The sequence below is a fragment of the Pseudomonas brassicacearum genome, from assembly GCF_918698105.1.
Lineage (GTDB): Bacteria > Pseudomonadota > Gammaproteobacteria > Pseudomonadales > Pseudomonadaceae > Aquipseudomonas > Aquipseudomonas brassicacearum_F.
Genome location: NZ_CAKKMI010000106.1, coordinates 1 through 18,819, shown reverse-complemented (window position 1 = coordinate 18,819; position 18,819 = coordinate 1). Strand labels below are relative to the sequence as shown.

At 60.9% G+C, this 18,819-nt stretch carries 18 protein-coding genes and 2 tRNA genes; 12 read left to right on the top strand and 8 right to left on the bottom strand.

All coding sequences use genetic code 11. The features are described 5' to 3' along the window. Positions 1-925: DNA polymerase IV (gene dinB, locus LQ215_RS27145; RefSeq protein WP_230153375.1), on the bottom strand; the 925-nt coding region annotated here is incomplete at its 3' end. A gap of 286 nt (positions 926-1,211) precedes the next feature. Between dinB and LQ215_RS27140 the strand changes: the two genes are divergently transcribed. The 4 genes from LQ215_RS27140 (at position 1,212) to LQ215_RS27125 (ending at position 5,680) form a co-directional block, all read left to right on the top strand. Continuing rightward, positions 1,212-1,288, top strand: a tRNA-Met gene (locus LQ215_RS27140). A gap of 231 nt (positions 1,289-1,519) precedes the next feature. Further along, positions 1,520-1,596 (top strand) — tRNA-Met (locus LQ215_RS27135). A 152-nt stretch (positions 1,597-1,748) separates the two neighbouring features. Beyond that, entirely contained in the window at positions 1,749-4,391 is a 2,643-nt protein-coding gene (gene mprF, locus LQ215_RS27130) for a bifunctional lysylphosphatidylglycerol flippase/synthetase MprF (protein ID WP_230153374.1), read from the top strand. Beyond that, a complete protein-coding gene (locus LQ215_RS27125) occupies positions 4,391-5,680 on the top strand; it encodes a virulence factor family protein (protein WP_230153373.1) in 1,290 nt (429 codons plus the stop codon). Before mprF ends, LQ215_RS27125 begins: the two co-directional genes overlap by 1 nt. Before the next feature lie 258 nt (positions 5,681-5,938). On the opposite strand, the gene LQ215_RS27120 is transcribed toward LQ215_RS27125, so the two are convergent. Then, complete coding sequence (locus LQ215_RS27120; protein ID WP_436839599.1) at positions 5,939-7,780, bottom strand: potassium transporter Kup; 1,842 nt, start codon at positions 7,778-7,780, stop codon at positions 5,939-5,941. 336 nt (positions 7,781-8,116) lie between these two features. On the opposite strand from LQ215_RS27120, the gene rimO reads away from it, so the two are divergent. The 5 genes from rimO (at position 8,117) to tsaA (ending at position 12,389) form a co-directional block, all read left to right on the top strand. Next, positions 8,117-9,457 carry a 30S ribosomal protein S12 methylthiotransferase RimO gene (gene rimO / locus LQ215_RS27115; RefSeq protein ID WP_003198379.1) on the top strand — a complete coding sequence of 447 codons (1,341 nt, stop codon included), beginning with the start codon at positions 8,117-8,119 and terminating at the stop codon, positions 9,455-9,457. A 228-nt stretch (positions 9,458-9,685) separates the two neighbouring features. After that, complete coding sequence (locus tag LQ215_RS27110; protein WP_003198377.1) at positions 9,686-10,159, top strand: GNAT family N-acetyltransferase; 474 nt, start codon at positions 9,686-9,688, stop codon at positions 10,157-10,159. A gap of 83 nt (positions 10,160-10,242) precedes the next feature. After that, positions 10,243-10,953, top strand: coding sequence for an rRNA pseudouridine synthase (locus LQ215_RS27105; RefSeq protein WP_212797327.1), 711 nt, complete (start codon positions 10,243-10,245; stop codon positions 10,951-10,953). 57 nt (positions 10,954-11,010) lie between these two features. Next, positions 11,011-11,472 carry a DUF1456 family protein gene (locus tag LQ215_RS27100; protein WP_230153371.1) on the top strand — a complete coding sequence of 154 codons (462 nt, stop codon included), beginning with the start codon at positions 11,011-11,013 and terminating at the stop codon, positions 11,470-11,472. 218 nt (positions 11,473-11,690) lie between these two features. After that, complete coding sequence (gene tsaA, locus LQ215_RS27095; protein ID WP_230153370.1) at positions 11,691-12,389, top strand: tRNA (N6-threonylcarbamoyladenosine(37)-N6)-methyltransferase TrmO; 699 nt, start codon at positions 11,691-11,693, stop codon at positions 12,387-12,389. Between the two features lie 209 nt (positions 12,390-12,598). Here tsaA and fpr read toward each other — a convergent pair whose 3' ends face one another. Next, positions 12,599-13,378, bottom strand: coding sequence for a ferredoxin-NADP reductase (gene fpr / locus LQ215_RS27090; RefSeq protein WP_003198368.1), 780 nt, complete (start codon positions 13,376-13,378; stop codon positions 12,599-12,601). Positions 13,379-13,499: 121 nt separating this feature from the next. Here fpr and LQ215_RS27085 point away from each other — a divergent pair, with 121 nt between their 5' ends. Continuing rightward, positions 13,500-14,426, top strand: a complete 927-nt coding sequence (locus tag LQ215_RS27085) for a LysR family transcriptional regulator (RefSeq protein WP_003198364.1) — start codon at positions 13,500-13,502, stop codon at positions 14,424-14,426. A 4-nt stretch (positions 14,427-14,430) separates the two neighbouring features. On the opposite strand, the gene LQ215_RS27080 is transcribed toward LQ215_RS27085, so the two are convergent. The 3 genes from LQ215_RS27080 to LQ215_RS27070 form a co-directional block, all read right to left on the bottom strand. Beyond that, the gene (locus tag LQ215_RS27080) at positions 14,431-14,793 is read right to left on the bottom strand and encodes a diacylglycerol kinase (protein WP_003184792.1); all 363 of its coding nucleotides are present in this window, start codon (positions 14,791-14,793) and stop codon (positions 14,431-14,433) included. A 72-nt stretch (positions 14,794-14,865) separates the two neighbouring features. Beyond that, on the bottom strand, positions 14,866-15,519 hold the full coding sequence (erdR, locus tag LQ215_RS27075; protein WP_003198362.1) for a response regulator transcription factor ErdR: 654 nt from the start codon (positions 15,517-15,519) through the stop codon (positions 14,866-14,868). Between the two features lie 213 nt (positions 15,520-15,732). Continuing rightward, the gene (locus LQ215_RS27070) at positions 15,733-16,479 is read right to left on the bottom strand and encodes a tRNA-uridine aminocarboxypropyltransferase (protein ID WP_230153369.1); all 747 of its coding nucleotides are present in this window, start codon (positions 16,477-16,479) and stop codon (positions 15,733-15,735) included. A 184-nt stretch (positions 16,480-16,663) separates the two neighbouring features. On the opposite strand from LQ215_RS27070, the gene LQ215_RS27065 reads away from it, so the two are divergent. Next, positions 16,664-17,086 carry a quorum-sensing-regulated virulence factor family protein gene (locus LQ215_RS27065; protein ID WP_230153368.1) on the top strand — a complete coding sequence of 141 codons (423 nt, stop codon included), beginning with the start codon at positions 16,664-16,666 and terminating at the stop codon, positions 17,084-17,086. Here LQ215_RS27065 and LQ215_RS27060 read toward each other — a convergent pair whose 3' ends face one another. Next, positions 17,087-17,281, bottom strand: a complete 195-nt coding sequence (locus LQ215_RS27060; RefSeq protein WP_230153367.1) for a hypothetical protein — start codon at positions 17,279-17,281, stop codon at positions 17,087-17,089. It lies immediately after the preceding gene. A gap of 86 nt (positions 17,282-17,367) precedes the next feature. Further along, the gene (locus LQ215_RS29560; RefSeq protein ID WP_290369178.1) at positions 17,368-17,493 is read right to left on the bottom strand and encodes a hypothetical protein; all 126 of its coding nucleotides are present in this window, start codon (positions 17,491-17,493) and stop codon (positions 17,368-17,370) included. Between the two features lie 256 nt (positions 17,494-17,749). Here LQ215_RS29560 and LQ215_RS27055 point away from each other — a divergent pair. Beyond that, positions 17,750-18,819 (top strand): TIGR00730 family Rossman fold protein (locus LQ215_RS27055; protein ID WP_230153366.1); only part of this gene is annotated, 1,070 nt, incomplete at its 3' end.

Below are 18,819 nucleotides of genomic sequence, written 5' to 3'. Positions count from 1 at the left end.
GCCCTGCCCCGGCCTGTTCCAGCGTGGTCTGGGTAAAGTCGTGGAATTTCACTTTGACGAACGGCTTGCCCGGTCGATAACTGCTGTCGATCCGCGCCATGCGCCCGCTGAGGGTTTCCATCAGTTCCGGCAGCTTGTCGAGGCAGCTCACCAGGTCGGGCAGGTCGACATCGTAGGTGTTTTCCACACTGATGGACTGCCGTCGGCTGTCGTTGTGCACCAGCCGCTCATCGATCCCACGGGCCAGGCTCCAGAGCCGCTCACCGAAACTGCCAAATTCGCGCACCAGCGCCAACTTGTCCCATTGGCGCAATTGCAGGCAATCGACGATGCCGAGCCGGTTCAGTTTATCGGCGGTGACCTTTCCAACACCGTGGAGCTTGTTGACCGGCAGGGCCGAAACAAAGTCATCGACCTGGTCGGGGGTGATGACGAACAGTCCGTTGGGCTTTTTCCAGTCACTGGCAATCTTGGCCAGGAACTTGTTCGGCGCGACGCCTGCGGACACGGTGATGTGCAACTGGTTGGAAACCCGTCGGCGAATGTCCTGGGCGATGCGCGTGGCACTGCCACCAAAGTGGGCACTGGCGGAGACGTCCAGGAAGGCCTCGTCCAGCGACAGCGGCTCGATCAGGTCAGTGTAATCGCTGAAAATCGTATGAATTTCCTTCGACGCTTCCCGGTAGGCCTCCATTCGTGGCTTGACGATGGTGAGGTCCGGGCAAAGCTTCAAGGCGTGACCAGAGGACATGGCCGAGCGCACCCCGTAGGCCCGCGCTTCGTAATTACAGGTGGCAATCACGCCCCGCCGATCCGCCGAGCCTCCCACCGCCAAGGGCTTGCCGGCCAGCCGCGGGTCATCGCGCATCTCGATGGCGGCATAGAAACAGTCACAGTCGACATGGATGATCTTACGTTGCGTCATAAATAAAGCAGCAGAGTGTGGGGCGAATCGGGCCACCAGTATCGCACCCGAACCTGTATATAGCACCAGTAGTTTGAAAGATCCTTCGTTGAGAGCTGAAAGTGCCTACACAAATTTACTTCTTCAATCGCAACGAAGCCTTCAATAGAGCTACAGCCCTTGCCAGGCCTGCGTCACAGCCCTGTCACAATGCCTTTCCGCAAGGCTAAGCACTTGAAGCGGAACAGGTTTTTATGAACTCAGGGTTGACAGCAGCGCGATCCTCTGTAGAATGCCGCCACACAGACGCGGGATGGAGCAGTCTGGTAGCTCGTCGGGCTCATAACCCGAAGGTCGTCGGTTCAAATCCGGCTCCCGCAACCAAACATCAAAAAAGGCTACTCGAAAGAGTGGCCTTTTTTGTGCGTGTCCATTTTTGACTGCCTGATCAGACAGCCACCGCCTGCGATACCTTACAGGCAACCAGTTGTAGGACAATTTCCTTTAAATTCCCGGTGTTTAGGAAGGCAAGGGGCGGATCGAGCGTTTATTTGAGCCCATCGCCTTTTAACGGTTGACACTCGGGCGTTCGCCTGTAGAATGCCGCCACACAGACGCGGGATGGAGCAGTCTGGTAGCTCGTCGGGCTCATAACCCGAAGGTCGTCGGTTCAAATCCGGCTCCCGCAACCAAATATCAAGAAAGGCTGCTCGAAAGAGTGGCCTTTTTTGTGCTTGGTGAAAAAAGGCCTCATTACAAATATTTTGTAATTATTTTAGTCCGCAGGGATTGGTAACTTGGCTGGATACCCCCATCCTGTCGCGCATAGCTCAAGAGGTGATTGATGCGCGCCCACTCGTCTGACCCGCAAGACTCCGTTACTGCGACACAACCGATCAAGGCCGAACGATTGCGCTGGCTGGATCGGATCAGTCAATACCGCCAGCCTATTGGTCTCGCGGTCACGTTGCTGCTGTTTGCGATTGCCTTGATTGCCTGTCGCCACTTGCTGAGCGAGCTCGATCTTTACGCCCTGCACGATTCAATTCTGGAAGTGCCACGACCGGCCCTGCTGGGCGCGATCGCTGCCACGGTCGTCGGTTTCATCATTCTTTTGGGCTACGAATGGTCCGCCAGCCGTTATGCCGGGGTAACACTGCCGCCACAAACCATGGTCCTGGGTGGGTTCACCGCGTTCGCCATCGGCAATGCCATTGGCCTGTCATTGTTGTCGGGCGGCTCGGTTCGCTACCGTCTATATGCGCGTCATGGCCTGGGGGCCTCGGATGTCGCCCACATGACGCTGTTCGCCAGCCTGTCCCTGGGCTGCGCGTTACCACCGTTGGCCGCCCTGGCAACGCTCAGCAACCTGCCCGCCGCGTCCGCCGCGCTGCACCTGCCTGCGACTTTGCTGGGGGCGATTTCCGTGGCGGTGCTGCTGCTCACCAGCGTGTTGGCCATCGGTATTTACCGCCGACGGCTGCTGGAACAGCCTCATCGTGACAGCCTGCTGGTAAAAGCCGGGCGCCGCACGCTGCGCCTGCCGGGCCGACGCCTGACCTTCCTGCAACTGGTAATCACCGCGCTGGACGTCGCCGCAGCCGCCACCGTGTTGTATCTGTTGCTGCCCGAAGCGCCGCCGTTCGGCGCTTTCCTGTTGGTGTACCTGCTGGCACTGGCCGCCGGGGTGCTCAGCCATGTACCGGGCGGCGTCGGGGTGTTCGAAGCGATCCTGCTGGCCGCTTTCGCCGACAAACTCGGGGCCGCGCCACTGGCCGCCGCGCTGTTGCTGTATCGCTTGATCTACGTGCTGCTGCCGATGCTGGTGGCCTGCGTGCTGTTGCTGATCAACGAGGCGCAACGGCTGTTCCAGACGCGCCAGACCCTGCGGGCGGCATCGGGTTTCGCCGCGCCGATCCTGGCGGTGCTGGTGTTCCTTTCAGGTGTCGTGCTGTTGTTTTCCGGGGTAACGCCGGAAATCGACACCCGCCTGGAGCACATCGGCTTCCTGATCCCTCATCGACTGGTCGACGCTTCGCACTTCGGCGCCAGCCTGGTGGGCGTGTTGTGCCTGTTGCTCGCCCAAGGGCTGCGCCGTCGCCTGTCGGCCGCCTGGATGCTGACCACGGTTCTGCTGCTGGTGGGCGCCCTGCTCTCGCTGCTCAAGGGTTTTGACTGGGAAGAAGCCACGCTGCTGACCCTGACGGCCGCGCTGCTGGCGGTATTCCGACGCTCCTTCTATCGTCCGAGTCGCCTGACTGAACTGCCCTTTTCCCCGCTGTTCCTGATCGCCAGTATCTGCGTGCTCGGCGCCTCGATCTGGCTGCTGCTGTTTGCTTACCAGGATGTGCCGTACAGCCATCAACTCTGGTGGCAGTTCACCCTCGATGCCGACGCCCCTCGCGGCCTGCGCTCCCTGCTGGGCGCCGCGGTGCTGCTGGTGGTGGTGTCCCTGACCTGGCTGCTGCGCACCGCGCGGCCGGTGATCCATTTGCCGACGGCAGAAGAACTGGAGCGGGCCAAGACGATTCTCATGACGTCTTCGCAACCCGACGGCGGCCTGGCCCTGACCGGCGACAAGGCATTGCTGTTTCACCCCAACGACGAAGCCTTCCTGATGTACGCCCGCCGTGGTCGCAGCCTGGTGGCGTTGTACGATCCGATCGGGCCTACCCTGCAACGGGCTGAAATGATCTGGCAATTCCGCGACCTGTGTGACATCCACCATGCCCGCCCCGTGTTCTATCAGGTACGTGCCGAGAACCTGCCGTACTACATGGACATCGGCCTGACAGCCATCAAGCTGGGCGAGGAAGCACGGGTCGACCTCAAGCGATTCGATCTCGAAGCCAAGGGCAAAGAGATGAAGGATTTGCGCTACACCTGGAACCGCGGCACCCGTGACGGCCTGTCGCTGGAGATCCACGAACCGGGCCAGGCGCCGATGGATGAGCTCAAGGTCATTTCCGATGCCTGGCTGACCGGCAAGAACGTGCGTGAGAAGGGTTTCTCCCTGGGCCGTTTCAGCGATGACTACCTCAAGCACTTCCGCATCGCGGTGATTCGTTTCGAGGGCCGGCCGGTGGCGTTCGCCAACCTGCTGGAAACCCACAGCCACGAACTGGCCAGCCTCGACCTGATGCGCGCCCACCCCGAGGCCCCGAAATTGACCATGGAATTCATGATGGTCGGCCTCATCCAGCATTATAAAAACCATGACTACGCCCGCTTCAGCCTCGGCATGGTCCCGCTGTCGGGCCTGCAACCGCGTCGCGGCGCGCCCTTGACCCAACGCCTGGGTTCGATGGTGTTCCGTCGTGGCGAGCAGCTCTATAACTTCCAGGGACTGCGCCGCTTCAAAGACAAATTCCAGCCTGACTGGGAACCTCGCTACATGGCCGTGCCCGCCGGACTCGATCCGCTGGTGGCGCTGGCTGATACCGCTGCCCTGATTGCAGGCGGCCTGACTGGATTGGTGAAACGCTGATGATGCAACGCTCCTGGCGATACATAGTGGCCGCCCTGCTGGTGCTGGCGGTGATTCTCGGTGGCGGTTACTGGTACTGGAATCGCCCGGCCCCGCAACCGACGCTGGAACAGCTGGCGCCCGCCGATGGCGTCGCGATGACCCGGGTCATCCCCGGCACCAAGCCGCGCGCCCAGGTGCTGGTGGCGGTCAATGAAGAGCAGAAGCTCAGCGACACGCAGTTGACAACCCTCAGCCGCAGCGGCTCGGCGCAGATTGTCCAGGTGATCCTGCCCAAGGACTGCATGTTGCAAGGTCGCGCCCTGCAGGCTGGCCTGCGCCAGCTTCAGGGGCCGGCCACACTGGTCAGCGGCATCGGCCCTGGCGCCGTGCTGGCCTGGCGCTGGCTGGCCGAGCAGAAGGATGACAAGGCCAAGGCCGTGTCGGTGGACCTGGCCCTGGAAAAACCCGGCTGCACACACCTGCTGCCCAAAAGCGCAGCCCACGGCCACTGGCTGGTGGCCTGGAACGATAACCCCGACGACACCAGCGCCGGTTTCGTACGCGATCAGCCGAATGCCGAGACCAGCATCAGCGACTACGACATCAACCTGCCACAAGTACTGAACAATGAGCTGCGCAAGATCCTGGTCGGCACTGACAAGGCCAAGGGCGGCCTGAGCATCCCGGTGGTGGAAGTACCCGCCAGCCAGACGCGAGATACCGTGACCCTGTTCCTCTCCGGAGACGGCGGCTGGCGTGACCTGGACCGCGACGTGGCCGATGAAATGGCCAAGATTGGCTACCCCGTGGTCGGCATCGACACCCTGCGCTACTACTGGCAGCACAAGAGCCCGGAGCAAAGCGCGGCGGATCTGACCGAACTGATGCAGCACTACCGTCAGGTCTGGGGCACCAAGCGCTTCGTCCTGACCGGCTACTCCTTTGGCGCCGACGTGTTGCCGGCCATCTACAATCGCCTGCCGGCCACCGAACAACAGCGGGTCGATGCGATCATCCTGCTGGCTTTCGCCCGCACCGGCAGCTTCGAGATCGAAGTCGAAGGCTGGCTCGGCAACGCCGGCACCGAAGCCGCCACCGGCCCGGAAATGGCCAAGCTGCCCGCCGAGAAAGTGGTGTGCATCTACGGCGGTGAAGAAGCCGACGAAAGCGGCTGCACCGACAAGACCGCCGTGGGCGAGGCCATCAAGCTGCCTGGCGGCCACCACTTCGACGAAAATTACCCGGCCCTGGCCAAGCGCTTGATCGATGAGATCAACAAGCGCCAGAACAAGGCAGCCGAACAGTAAGTCGATACACACCTGACAAAAGCCCCGGCAGCCTTAGGGTTGCCGGGGCTTTTTTGTGGCCGCTCGATTGACACATACCCCTGTGGGAGCGAGCTTGCTCGCGATGACGGGGGCACATTCAACATCTCCGGTTCAGGCAGACCGCTATCGCGAGCAAGCTCGCTCCCACAAGGACTTCACTCTGGTTCAGCCTTTGGGGGCGCCCACAAAAAAGCCCCCGCCGCCGCAAGGCAACGAGGGCTTTTTGTTTTCTGGTCGCTACATCTCCACCTGCGTCCCCAGTTCAATCACCCGGTTCAACGGCAGATTGAAGAAGCGCAGATTGCCGTTGGCGTTCTTCAACATGAAGGCGAACAACGCCTCGCGCCAGCGCGCCATGCCTTCGAGTTTCGACGCGATGACCGTTTCGCGGCTGAGGAAGTAGGTGGTGCGCATCGGGCTGAAGTCCAGGTCATCCAGATGGCAGAGCTTGAGTGCCTGCGGGACGTCCGGCTCGTCGGTGAAGCCAAAATGCAGGATCACCCGGAAGAAGCCTTCGCCATAGGCATCGACCTCGAAGCGCCGCTGCGGTGGCACCCGGGGAATGTCTTCGTACACCACCGTCAGCAGCACCACTTGTTCATGCAGCACCTGGTTATGCAGCAGGTTGTGCAACAGCGCATGGGGCACGGCGTCCGAACGTGCGGTCAGGAACACGGCGGTGCCCTGTACGCGATGAGGCGGTTGCACGCGAATACTGCTGATGAAGATCGGCAGCGGCAGCGCACCTTCGTCCAGGCGCTCCACCAGCAATTGCTTGCCGCGCTTCCAGGTGGTCATCAGAACAAACAAGGCAATACCGGCGACGACCGGAAACGCACCGCCCTGCACGATTTTCGGTACGTTCGCGGCAAAGTACAGGCCATCGACCAGCAGGAAACCGATCAATACCGGCACCGCCAGCAGCGGCGGCCATTTCCACAGCAGCAGCATGACCGCCGAGACCAGGATCGTGGTCATCAGCATGGTACCGGTCACCGCCACGCCATAGGCCGAGGCCAAGGCCCCGGAAGACTCGAAACCCAGCACCAGCAGCACCACGCCGACCATCAGCGACCAGTTCACCGCGCCGATGTAGATCTGGCCCTGCTCGGCGCTGGAGGTGTGCTGGATGTACATGCGCGGGATGTAGCCGAGTTGGATCGCCTGGCGCGTCAGGGAGAACGCGCCGGAAATCACCGCTTGCGAAGCGATCACCGTGGCCAGGGTCGACAGGCCCACCAGCGGGATCAGCGCCCAGCTCGGTGCCAGCAGATAGAACGGGTTACGCGCCGCTTCCGGGTCCCCCAGCAACAACGCGCCCTGACCGAAATAATTGAGCACCAGCGCCGGCAGCACCAGGATGAACCAGGCCCGTGCAATGGGTTTACGACCGAAGTGGCCCATGTCGGCGTACAACGCTTCGGCACCGGTCAACGCCAGCACCACGGCGCCGAGGATTGTCACGCCCATGCCCGGATGAACAACGAAAAAACGCACGGCCCAGACCGGATTCATCGCCTGCAACACTTCGGGGTGTTGACTGATGCCGTAGACCCCCAGGGCAGCGAGCACCAGGAACCAGGTGACCATGATCGGGCCGAACAGGATACCGATCCGTGCAGTGCCGTGGCGCTGGATGATAAACAGCGCCACCAGCACGACCAAGGACAGTGGCACTACCCAATGGTCGATGCCCTCGAATGCCAGGCCAACGCCTTCGATCGCCGAGAGCACGGAAATCGCCGGGGTGATCATGCTGTCGCCGTAGAACAACGCCGCCCCGATCAAGCCGCAGACCACCAGCAATTTGCGCAACCTCGCTCGCCCCGCCGCTGCCCGCCGCGCCAGGGCGGTGAGCGCCATGATCCCGCCCTCGCCCTGGTTGTCGGCGCGCAGGACGAACATCATGTACTTGATCGACACGACCCAGATCAACGACCAGAAAATCAGCGACAGAATTCCCAGCACCCCATCGTGATTGACAGGTACGCCATAGGCACCGGAAAACACTTCCTTGAGGGTGTACAACGGGCTCGTGCCGATGTCGCCATAAACCACTCCGACCGCCGCGACCAGCATGCCCAGCGGTTTCGCTGCCGAATGCTCGGCACCCGCCGCCTGACTACTTGCATGACCCATCCAACACTCCTGATTCCCAGACCTGTCTGCTTCTAACGAAGCCCTATGCTTTGTGATGCAGCATGCGCTGTTTTTTACATGTCGTTACAGATGTTTTATTGACTGCAAAAATCGTTAAGGCGCAAAGCCGCGAAGCATAGCGCAGCACTCGTCGCATTTCCCGGTATAAAGCTGGTCAAGCAGCCCGGCCACAGATAGAATTGCGCACTTTTTGATCAGAGGCGCGCTAGGCGCCCTGTCTCGGCAAGAGACGATCCCCCTACACCGAGGTTAGACATGTCCACCACTACCGCGCCAGCCAATCCCAAGGTTGGCTTCGTATCCCTGGGTTGCCCGAAGGCTCTGGTCGACTCCGAGCGCATCCTGACCCAGTTGCGCATGGAAGGCTATGACGTTGTGTCCACCTATCAGGACGCCGACGTGGTCGTGGTCAACACCTGCGGCTTCATCGACTCGGCCAAGGCCGAGTCCCTGGAAGTGATCGGCGAAGCCATCAAGGAAAACGGCAAGGTCATCGTCACTGGCTGCATGGGCGTGGAAGAAGGCAACATCCGCAACGTGCACCCGAGCGTGTTGTCCGTGACCGGTCCGCAGCAGTACGAGCAGGTGGTCAACGCCGTGCATGACGTGGTGCCACCGCGCCAGGACCACAACCCGCTGATCGACCTGGTGCCGCCACAAGGCATCAAGCTGACCCCGCGCCACTACGCCTACCTGAAGATTTCCGAAGGCTGCAACCACAGCTGCAGCTTCTGCATCATCCCGTCGATGCGCGGCAAGCTGGTGAGCCGCCCGGTGGGCGATGTGCTCGACGAGGCCCAGCGCCTGGTCAAGGCCGGGGTCAAGGAACTGCTGGTGATCTCCCAGGACACCAGCGCCTACGGCGTCGACGTGAAATACCGCACCGGTTTCTGGAACGGCGCGCCGGTGAAAACCCGCATGACCGAGCTGTGCGAAGCCCTCAGCACCCTCGGCGTCTGGGTCCGCCTGCACTACGTCTACCCATACCCGCACGTCGACGAACTGATCCCGCTGATGGCCGCCGGCAAGATCCTGCCGTACCTGGACATCCCGTTCCAGCACGCCAGCCCGAAAGTCCTCAAGGCCATGAAGCGCCCGGCGTTCGAAGACAAGACCCTGGCCCGCATCAAGAACTGGCGCGAAATCTGCCCGGACCTGATCATCCGCTCGACGTTCATCGTCGGCTTCCCCGGTGAAACCGAAGAAGACTTCCAGTACCTGCTGGATTGGCTGACCGAAGCCCAGCTCGACCGCGTCGGCTGCTTCCAGTATTCCCCTGTCGAAGGCGCACCCGCCAACGACCTGGACCTGGACGTGGTGCCGGACGACGTCAAGCAGGACCGTTGGGAGCGCTTCATGGCGCACCAGCAGGCCATCAGCTCGGCGCGCCTGCAAATGCGCATCGGCCGTGAAATCGAAGTGCTGGTGGATGAAGTGGACGAACAAGGCGCCGTGGGCCGCTGCTTCTTCGACGCCCCGGAAATCGACGGCAACGTCTTCATCGACAATGGCAGCAACCTCAAGCCGGGCGACAAGGTCTGGTGCAAGGTGACCGACGCCGATGAGTACGATTTGTGGGCTGAGCAGATCGGTTGATCCGCGGCCTCACAGACTCAATGTGACACCTGTGGGAGCCGAGCTTGCTCGCGATAGCGGTGCATCAGCCAACATCAATATTGGCTGACACGACGCCATCGCGAGCAAGCTCGGCTCCCACAGGTGCTTTCACAAGCCGAAAAATTGAAAAGCCCCGTCATCATCACAAGATGCGGGGCTTTTTTGCAGCTATCGTATGGAGATATCCAGCACAAGGAACAGGCGGGCATGCGTCAGCATTCGGTCATCCACACACCCAAACCGAGCGATTACCAGGAACTGACCCAGGTGTGGGAGGCTTCGGTACGCGCCACCCACGACTTCCTGCCGGACAGCTACATCGAGCTGCTGAAAAACCTGGTGCTCACCCGTTACCTGGATGCGGTGATGCTCATTTGCACCCGGGATGCGCGCCAGCGGATCACCGGTTTCGCCGGCGTCGCGGCCGGCAAGATAGAGATGCTCTTCATCGACCCGCAGCATCGTGGCCAGGGCCTGGGCAAGCAACTGCTGCGCTACGCCATGGAACACCTGAATGCCGATCAACTGGACGTCAACGAGCAGAACCCGCAAGCCCTGGGCTTTTACCTCAAGCAAGGCTTCGAAGTGGTCGGGCGCTCGGCAAAAGATGGCATGAACCAACCCTACCCGCTGCTGCACATGCGCTACAAGCAGCCCGACCTGAAGGCTGGGCGCGGCTAAAAGCGGCATGAGGCAAATGGACCCGCGATTAACCGGCGCCAGGCAGGTACAATGCCCACCCTCTTTTTGTTACGGCCCCCGTCATGACTGACCCGATTCGTCTCTCCAAACGCCTCATCGAACTCGTCGGCTGTTCCCGTCGGGAGGCTGAGCTGTTCATCGAGGGCGGCTGGGTCACCGTGGACGGCGAAGTGATCGATGAGCCGCAGTTCAAGGTCACCACCCAGAAGGTCGAACTCGACCCCGAGGCCAAGGCCACCGCGCCGGAACCGGTGACCCTCCTGCTCAACGTCCCGGCCGGCATGGATGTGGACACTGCGATGGCGTCCCTTGGACCGCAGACCCTGAGCGAAGAACATCGCTTCGGCAAACGCCCGCTCAAGGGCCATTTCCTGCGCCTGACCGCCAGCGCCGACCTGCAGGCCAACGCCAGCGGGCTGCTGGTGTTCACCCAGGACTGGAAGATCTTGCGCAAACTCACCGCCGACGCCGCCAAGATCGAGCAGGAATACGTGGTGGAAGTCGAAGGCGAGATGGTCGCCCATGGTCTCAATCGCCTGAACCATGGCTTGACCTACAAGGGCAAGGAGCTGCCGGCGGTCAAGGCCAGCTGGCAGAACGAGAACCGCCTGCGCTTTGCCATGAAAAACCCGCAGCCCGGCGTGATCGCCCTGTTCTGCCAAGCGGTCGGGCTCAAGGTCGTCGCCATTCGCCGCATTCGCATCGGCGGCGTGTCCATCGGCAAGGTGCCGCTGGGCCAGTGGCGCTACCTGTCTGCCAAAGAGAAATTCTAATTTTCCGGCGCCGCATCGAACCGGGGCGCCCACTGCCGATTGATCAGGACTGCACACATGATTCACAACGACGTACTGCGCAGCGTGCGCTACATGCTCGACATCAGCGACAAGAAAGTCATCGAGATCATCAAGCTGGGCGGCCTGGACGTCCCCTTGGCGGACCTGGCGGGCTACCTCAAGAAAGACGAGGAGGAAGGCTTCGTGTTCTGCCCTGACGAGGTCATGGCGCATTTTCTCGATGGCCTGGTGATCTTCAAGCGTGGCAAGGACGAAAGCCGCCCGCCGCAGCCGATCGAAGTGCCGGTGACCAACAACATCATCCTCAAGAAACTGCGCGTGGCCTTCGAACTGAAGGAAGACGACATGCACGCCATCCTCAAGGCCGCCGAGTTCCCGGTGTCCAAGCCGGAACTGAGCGCGCTGTTCCGCAAGTTCGGCCACACCAACTACCGCCCGTGTGGCGACCAGTTGCTGCGCAATTTCCTCAAGGGCCTCACGCTGCGCGTGCGTGGCTGACGTTGAAGCGCTGCTGAATCGCGAGGGCTTTTGTGGCGAGGGAGCTTGCTCCCGCTGGACGCGCAGCGTCCCCTCGCGGTGTGTCAGACAAAGCCAGGGGGCCGCTTCGCAGCCCAGCGGGAGCAAGCTCCCTCGCCACAAAAGCCCTCACCACAACGAGCAATGTCAGCCTCCCCTCGCGCTATGATGCCCATTCAACCCTGCCTCGATCCCAGCCCATGACCTACAGCGTCTCCCCCATCGGCTTCGTCCGCTCCTGCTTCAAGGAGAAGTTCGCCATCCCCCGCCAACCGCAGTTGGCGCCGGCCGCACGCGGTGTGCTGGAGTTGGTGGCGCCGTTCGATCAGGGCGAGGCGGTGCAGGGGCTGGAGCAGGTCAGTCATGTCTGGCTGTTGTTCCTGTTCCACCAGGCCCTGGAAGACAAGCCGCGATTGAAAGTGCGCCCGCCGCGCCTGGGCGGCAACAAGTCCATGGGCGTGTTCGCCACCCGCGCCACCCACCGCCCCAACGGTATTGGCCAGTCGGTGGTGAAGCTGGAGCGGGTCGAAGCCGGGCGCCTGTGGATCTCGGGAATCGACTTGCTGGACGGTACGCCGGTGCTGGACATCAAGCCCTACGTGCCCTACGCCGACATCATCGACTCTGCTTCCAACAGCATCGCCAGCGCAGCGCCTGAATTGATTCCGGTGCAATGGGCGGACACGGCCCTGCTTCAAGCCCGCGAACACGCCACGCGCCTGAGAGAGCCCTTGGTGGAGCTGATTGAACAATGCCTGGCCCAGGACCCGCGCCCGGCGTACCAGGTTCCTACCGCCGAACGGGAATATGGCGCGCAGTTCTGGGACCTGGACGTTCGTTGGCATTACCCGCGGGCGGGGTTGATCCGGGTGTTGGAAGTGATTCCGGCGAAACCGTAACCACCAGAAACGAAAAAGCCCGCGCTGCCTTCATCAGGCGGCGCGGGCTTTTTTGTGGGGCATCTGTTGGACCGAGTCGCTGCCATCGCGAGCAGGCTCGCTCCCACAATGGGATTTGTGTTGAGTCAAATCTCATGAACAACACAGACCAACTGTGGGAGCGAGCCTGCTCGCGATAGCTTTCGGTCAGCCAGCGCATAAACCGAGACTTACTTCTCTACAAACGCCCGCTCGATCAGGTAATCACCCGGCTCGCGCATACGCGGCGAAACGGTCAGGCCGAAGCTGTTGAGCACTTCGCTGGTCTCGTCGAGCATGCTCGGGCTGCCGCACAACATGGCGCGGTCGTCCTGCGGGTTGATCGGTGGCAGGCCGATGTCGCGGAACAGCTTGCCGCTGCGCATCAGGTCGGTCAGGCGGCCTTCGTTCTCGAACGGCTCGCGCGTCACGGTCGGGTAGTAGATCAGCTTTTCACGCAGCGCTTCGCCGAAGAACTCGTTCTGCGGCAAATGTTCGGTGATGAACTCGCGGTAAGCGACTTCATTGACGTAACGCACGCCGTGGCACAGGATCACTTTTTCGAAACGCTCATAGGTTTCCGGATCCTGGATGACGCTCATGAACGGCGCCAGGCCAGTACCGGTGCTGAGCAGGTACAAATGCTTGCCAGGCTTGAGATCGTCCAGCACGAGGGTGCCGGTGGGTTTCTTGCTGATGATGATCTCGTCGCCTTCCTTCAGGTGCTGCAACTGGGAAGTCAGCGGACCATCAGGCACCTTGATGCTGAAGAATTCGAGATGCTCTTCCCAGTTCGGGCTGGCAATCGAGTAAGCGCGCATAAGCGGGCGGCCATTGGGCTGTTGCAGGCCGATCATCACGAACTGACCGTTCTCGAAGCGCAGGCCCGGATCGCGGGTGCACTTGAAGCTGAACAGAGTGTCGTTCCAGTGATGAACACTGAGGACACGCTCGTGGTTCATGTTGCTCATGTACGGGGACTCCTGGGAATAATGCCTGCGCCGATAATCTGCGCAATTGCATCGCATTCTAATGGCGGCGACAATATCTGTTAAATGGATTATTAAGATAAGGGTTATCGGTTATATCGATATGCGATTTACTCTCCGTCAACTTCAAGTCTTCGTCGCCGTCGCCCAGCAGGAAAGCGTGTCTCGCGCTGCGGGCCACCTCAATTTGTCGCAGTCGGCGGCCAGCACCTCCATCACCGAACTGGAGCGGCAATCGAGCTGCCAGTTGTTCGACCGTGCCGGCAAGCGCCTGAGCCTCAACGCCCTGGGCAAACAACTGCTGCCCCAGGCAGTGGCGCTGCTGGACCAGGCCAAGGAAATCGAAGACCTGCTCAACGGCAAGTCCGGTTTCGGCTCACTGGCGGTCGGGGCCACGCTGACCATCGGCAATTACCTGGCAACCTTGTTGATCGGCGGCTTCATGCAGCGCCATCCAGAAAGCCAGGTGAAGCTGCACGTGCAGAACACTGCCAATATCGTGCACCAGGTTGCCCACTATGAAATTGATCTGGGTCTAATCGAAGGCGACTGCAGCCATCCGGACATCGAGGTACAGAGCTGGGTCGAGGACGAGCTGGTGGTGTTCTGCGCCCCTCAACACCCGCTGGCCAAGCGCGGCCAGGCGACCATGGAGGAATTGACCCATGAAGCCTGGATTCTGCGGGAGCAGGGTTCGGGCACGCGACTGACTTTCGACCAAGCCATGCGCCACCACCGCAGCGCGTTGAATATCCGCCTGGAGCTGGAACACACCGAAGCGATCAAGCGCGCCGTGGAATCCGGCCTGGGCATTGGCTGCATCTCACGCCTGGCCCTGCGCGACGCCTTCCGCCGCGGCAGCCTCGTCGCGGTGGAAACCCCGGACATGGACCTGGCGCGGCAGTTTTATTTCATCTGGCATAAACAGAAGTACCAGACCTCGGCCATGCGCGAATTTCTCGAATTGTGCCGGGCGTTCACTGCCGGGGCCCAGCGCAGCGACGAAATCGTGCTGCCGACCATTGCGTGAGCCGTTACAACAGCACCACGCCCCACACCAACGCGATCATCGTCAGGGCGACGAACTGGGCAGCGCTGCCCATGTCCTTGGCATTTTTTGACAACGGGTGCAGCTCCAGGGAGATGCGGTCGATGGCCGCCTCCACCGCCGAATTGAGCAATTCCACGATCAATGCCAACAGGCACACGGCAATCAGCAGCGCCTGCTCGACACGACTGACGTTCAGGAAGAAAGACAACGGAATCAGCACGACGTTGAGCAGCACCAACTGACGGAAAGCCGCTTCGCCGACAAAAGCTGCGCGCAGCCCGTCCAAGGAATAGCCGGAGGCGTTGAGGATGCGTTTCAGGCCGGTCTGGCCTTTAAAAGGTGACATAGTGTGGGCAACTGATCGAAAAGGAGTGGAGAAGCTAATTCAAACCCGGTCAAAAAAGCGTGAACCGGAAGACTAGGCCTGCGGCGAAATTGACTCAAGTTGTTGCAGCAGCAAGGCCGCCTGGGTCCGAGTGCGCACGTTCAGCTTACGAAAGATCGCCGTGACGTGGGCCTTGATGGTGGCTTCCGAAACGTTCAGTTCGTAGGCAATCTGCTTGTTCAGCAAGCCTTCGCAGACCATGGTCAGCACCCGGAACTGCTGCGGGGTGAGACTGGCCAACCCCTCGCTGGCGGCCTTGGCTTCCTCGGACACGCTCACTGCTTCGAACGCCTGGGGCGGCCAGCAGACATCGCCGTCCAGGACCGCCTTCACGGCCTTCTGAATCATCTCAAGGGAACTGGACTTGGGTATGAATCCGCTGGCGCCGAACTCCCGGGCCTTGACCATCACCGAGGCTTCTTCCTGGGCCGAGACCATGACCACGGGGATTTGCGGGTATTGGCCCCGCAACAGCACCAGCCCCGAAAAACCATAGGCACCGGGCATGTTCAGGTCCAGCAGCACCAGGTCCCAATCGGCTTTCGCCGTCAACTGGACCTCCAGTTCCGCGATACTGGCCACCTCCGTCAATCGGACAGCCGGGCCAAGGCCCAGGGTCACAGCCTGATGTAACGCGCTGCGAAAGAGCGGGTGATCATCGGCAATCAGGATTTCGTATGTGGCCATTTTTCAAATGATCCTGTTTTTAATGGCAGGCCCGATGCATTCGCGCCTCGCCAAGACAACTCAAGACACCGCCATGCCGCAGCATCTCCAGGGGCACATGCAACGCCAAACACGGCGTTTCAAACGTTGGCGGCGCCCCGGTCGGCGCCAAGCATGCCCAGCGAAGCCGGGGTGGTCAAGCAGCACGGCCGCCACAGTGTCCAGTATGGGCCACTATTGGGCCAATACTGCTTGCGTCGAACGGATAAAGGGTTGCAACTCGGCGTGGGCCGGGGTAGACACGTTCACCTCCTGTTGGCCCTTGGCGCCCAGGTAATGCTGGCTGAACACATCGAAATAGGCGTCCAGGGCCGAAGCGGCATCGCTGTCCCCCGCCAGTTCCAGACACAATGCCGCCACTTCAGCGGTACACAGGTGCTCGCTGCGGGTCGAACGTCGCAGGCGGTAACGCGACAATCTGTCGGGCAGCAGGCTCAGGATCGGCAGCCGGTCGAAATACGGGCTTTTACGAAAAATCTTTCGCGCCTCGGTCCAGGTTGCATCCAGCAGGATGAACAGCGGGCGCTTGGAATGATCGAGGTCAACCGTGTGGGTAACGCGCGATGGCTCGACGTATTCGCCCGGAAACACCAGGTAGGGCTGCCATTGCGGATCGTTCAGCAGCGCCAGCAGTTGCTCGTCGACGTCGGTGCGCGACCAGATGAACGCGTGATTGTCGCGCACGACGTCGGCAATCAGCCAACCGGTGTTGCTCGGCTTGAACACTTCCTTGTTGGTCATGATCAGGCAGACCCCGGAGCGGGTCTCGACACTCGGACGCCAGGCGCATAGACAATGGCTCTCGATCACTCGGCAGGCGCTGCAACGGGGCGCGCGCCAGCCACGGGCCTGAATCGGCCTGATCCCTTCATCGATGCGCTGGTCGCGCAGGCGGGCTACGGCGTTAGGGGCATGATTCATCGTGGGCAACGCCGACAGACAGGAAAACTCGACACGAACGACACTCGGCAGGGCAATAAAGGCCGGCAGTCTACCAGAGCGCACGCGCCTGTACCGTCCACCCAGGCTCCCCTATAATTCCCGGCCACTGAACGCACAGTCATGTGATCGGTCGAACCACCAGTCACTGAACCAGGAGAGTTTCATGCTGCGCCTTATCGTCCCTACCGTTGCCGTTCTGCTGGCGACGTCCTTCAGCGCTCAGGCTGCTTCGCTGAAAGAACTCGAACTGAACAAGATGCTGCAGAACGTCGCCAAGCAAAGTAGCGTCGGTACGCCGCGGGCGATCAACGAAGACATCCTCGACCAGGGCTACACCGTCGAAGGCACCGAGCTGATCAACCATCTCAGTGTGCAAAGCAGCCACGCCCAGAAAATGCGCGCAGACCCCAAGGCCGTGTATTTCCAGTTGGGCTCCACAGTGTGTACCAACCCGGGTTTCCGCAAGTTGATGGCCAGGGGCGCGACCATGCGCTATGAGTTCACCGAGGTTAAGACCAACCGTCCGGTCGCGACAGAACGCTTCCAGGAATCGGATTGCCCGAAACCCGCCAAGACGAAGAAGTAATCAACCTGTGCTTGCGCGCCGCTGCTCATCGTCGGCGCGCAACTCCGCCACCAGTGCCTGCAAGTAACGCGAGCGCCACGCTCGCCCGCCCAGCCGACGACAGCATTCTTCCTCAAGACTCACTCGATTGGCCTGTGCCGACTCCAACAACATCAAGTACAACTGCCTGTCGAGCTCCAGAGTGACCTTGGTCATTTCTCCCGCCTCCCTGCCCGATCCGCTTCAATCCATCACGTAGCACCCGACCCTGGGCGTCAAATGGCATTGATACTCACCTATTATCAGTAAATCAGAGCAGCACGCACCCGGCCGACGATCTGACGAGCGGCGCGATCGTTCAGCGCCTGCATCAGCGGTTGCCAACGGTCACTTTTGCGCGCCATGATCAGGACAGCAAAGATCGGCATGACGGTCTAGATTCAGAAGTATCCACTGGTATTTTCATCGGGCAGAAAGAGGCTGCCCGGCCAACACCTTGGCGTGTGATTGTTTTTATCAAAGGGAAAAGCAGAACCCGCTGGATGGCTTGGTCGCCTTGCTGCAGACCGCGTCAAGCCAGGTCACCCTCCAGGCCGCTGCCTGGGCTGACAACGACACACGGAGTGTCGTGGTCCCGATGAATCTCTCATCCGGGCCGGGGTCCTGTTAAGAAGGAGAAGCTGAATGCCTTACAAACCGAATGACCTGCTCAGTCGTCATTTTGAGAACCACGGCCACGACCTCGCCCGCAAGGTTGACGAGCAACTCAACCTGGTATCCCCCAACAGCCCCAACCTCCCCATCTACCGAGACATGATCCTGACCGTGCTGCGCATGGCCCAGGAAGATCACAACCGCTGGAATGCCAAGATCACGCTACAAGCCCTGAGGGAACTGGAACACGCCTTCCGTACCCTCGAACAGTTCAAGGGCCGGCGCAAGGTCACGGTCTTCGGCTCGGCCCGAACGCCCATCGAACATCCGTTGTATGGCCTGGCCCGAGAACTGGGGGCTGCACTGGCCCGTTCGGACATGATGGTCATCACCGGCGCCGGCGGTGGCATCATGGCCGCCGCCCATGAAGGCGCAGGGCGCGAACACAGCCTGGGATTCAATATCACCCTGCCTTTCGAGCAGCATGCAAATCCGACCGTTGAAGGCACGCCGAACCTGCTGCCGTTCCACTTCTTCTTCACCCGCAAACTGTTCTTCGTCAAGGAGGCCGATGCCTTGGTGCTCTGCCCTGGCGGTTTCGGCACGCTTGATGAAGCATTGGAAGTCCTGACGCTGGTGCAGACAGGCAAGAGCCCGCTGGTGCCGGTGGTTTTGCTGGATGTCCCGGGAGGCAAGTTCTGGCAAAGCGCCCTGGACTTCATCCGCGAGCAATTGGAGGAAAACCGCTACATCCTGCCCACCGACATGAAACTGATGCGCCTGGTGTACAACGCCGACGAGGCCGTGGAAGAGATCAACCAGTTCTACCGCAACTTCCACTCCAGTCGCTGGCTCAAGCATCAGTTCGTGATCCGCATGAATCACAAGCTAAACGAACAAGCGCTGCAGCAGATGCAGGGAAAATTCGCCGATTTGTGCCTGAACGACTGTTTTCATCAACATGACTACAGCGGTGAAGAGCAAGACGAAGCCCAGTTCAGTCATCTGACGCGACTGGCGTTTACCTTCAACGCCCGGGATCACGGTCGCTTGAGGGAACTGGTGGATTACATCAACCTGCCGGAAAACTGGGCCCAGCC

What these genes read in the sequence shown, in the direction of transcription:
- mprF (WP_230153374.1), top strand. Translation starts at nt 1,749, where the DNA reads ATGCGCGCCCACTCGTCTGACCCGCAAGACTCCGTTACTGCGACACAA.
- LQ215_RS27125 (WP_230153373.1), top strand. Translation starts at nt 4,391, where the DNA reads ATGATGCAACGCTCCTGGCGATACATAGTGGCCGCCCTGCTGGTGCTG.
- LQ215_RS27120 (WP_436839599.1), bottom strand. Translation starts at nt 7,780, where the DNA reads ATGCTGGTCGCGGCGGTCGGAGTGGTTTATGGCGACATCGGCACGAGC.
- rimO (WP_003198379.1), top strand. Translation starts at nt 8,117, where the DNA reads ATGTCCACCACTACCGCGCCAGCCAATCCCAAGGTTGGCTTCGTATCC.
- LQ215_RS27110 (WP_003198377.1), top strand. Translation starts at nt 9,686, where the DNA reads ATGCGTCAGCATTCGGTCATCCACACACCCAAACCGAGCGATTACCAG.
- LQ215_RS27105 (WP_212797327.1), top strand. Translation starts at nt 10,243, where the DNA reads ATGACTGACCCGATTCGTCTCTCCAAACGCCTCATCGAACTCGTCGGC.
- LQ215_RS27100 (WP_230153371.1), top strand. Translation starts at nt 11,011, where the DNA reads ATGATTCACAACGACGTACTGCGCAGCGTGCGCTACATGCTCGACATC.
- tsaA (WP_230153370.1), top strand. Translation starts at nt 11,691, where the DNA reads ATGACCTACAGCGTCTCCCCCATCGGCTTCGTCCGCTCCTGCTTCAAG.
- fpr (WP_003198368.1), bottom strand. Translation starts at nt 13,378, where the DNA reads ATGAGCAACATGAACCACGAGCGTGTCCTCAGTGTTCATCACTGGAAC.
- LQ215_RS27085 (WP_003198364.1), top strand. Translation starts at nt 13,500, where the DNA reads ATGCGATTTACTCTCCGTCAACTTCAAGTCTTCGTCGCCGTCGCCCAG.
- LQ215_RS27080 (WP_003184792.1), bottom strand. Translation starts at nt 14,793, where the DNA reads ATGTCACCTTTTAAAGGCCAGACCGGCCTGAAACGCATCCTCAACGCC.
- erdR (WP_003198362.1), bottom strand. Translation starts at nt 15,519, where the DNA reads ATGGCCACATACGAAATCCTGATTGCCGATGATCACCCGCTCTTTCGC.
- LQ215_RS27070 (WP_230153369.1), bottom strand. Translation starts at nt 16,479, where the DNA reads ATGAATCATGCCCCTAACGCCGTAGCCCGCCTGCGCGACCAGCGCATC.
- LQ215_RS27065 (WP_230153368.1), top strand. Translation starts at nt 16,664, where the DNA reads ATGCTGCGCCTTATCGTCCCTACCGTTGCCGTTCTGCTGGCGACGTCC.
- LQ215_RS27060 (WP_230153367.1), bottom strand. Translation starts at nt 17,281, where the DNA reads ATGACCAAGGTCACTCTGGAGCTCGACAGGCAGTTGTACTTGATGTTG.
- LQ215_RS29560 (WP_290369178.1), bottom strand. Translation starts at nt 17,493, where the DNA reads ATGCCGATCTTTGCTGTCCTGATCATGGCGCGCAAAAGTGACCGTTGG.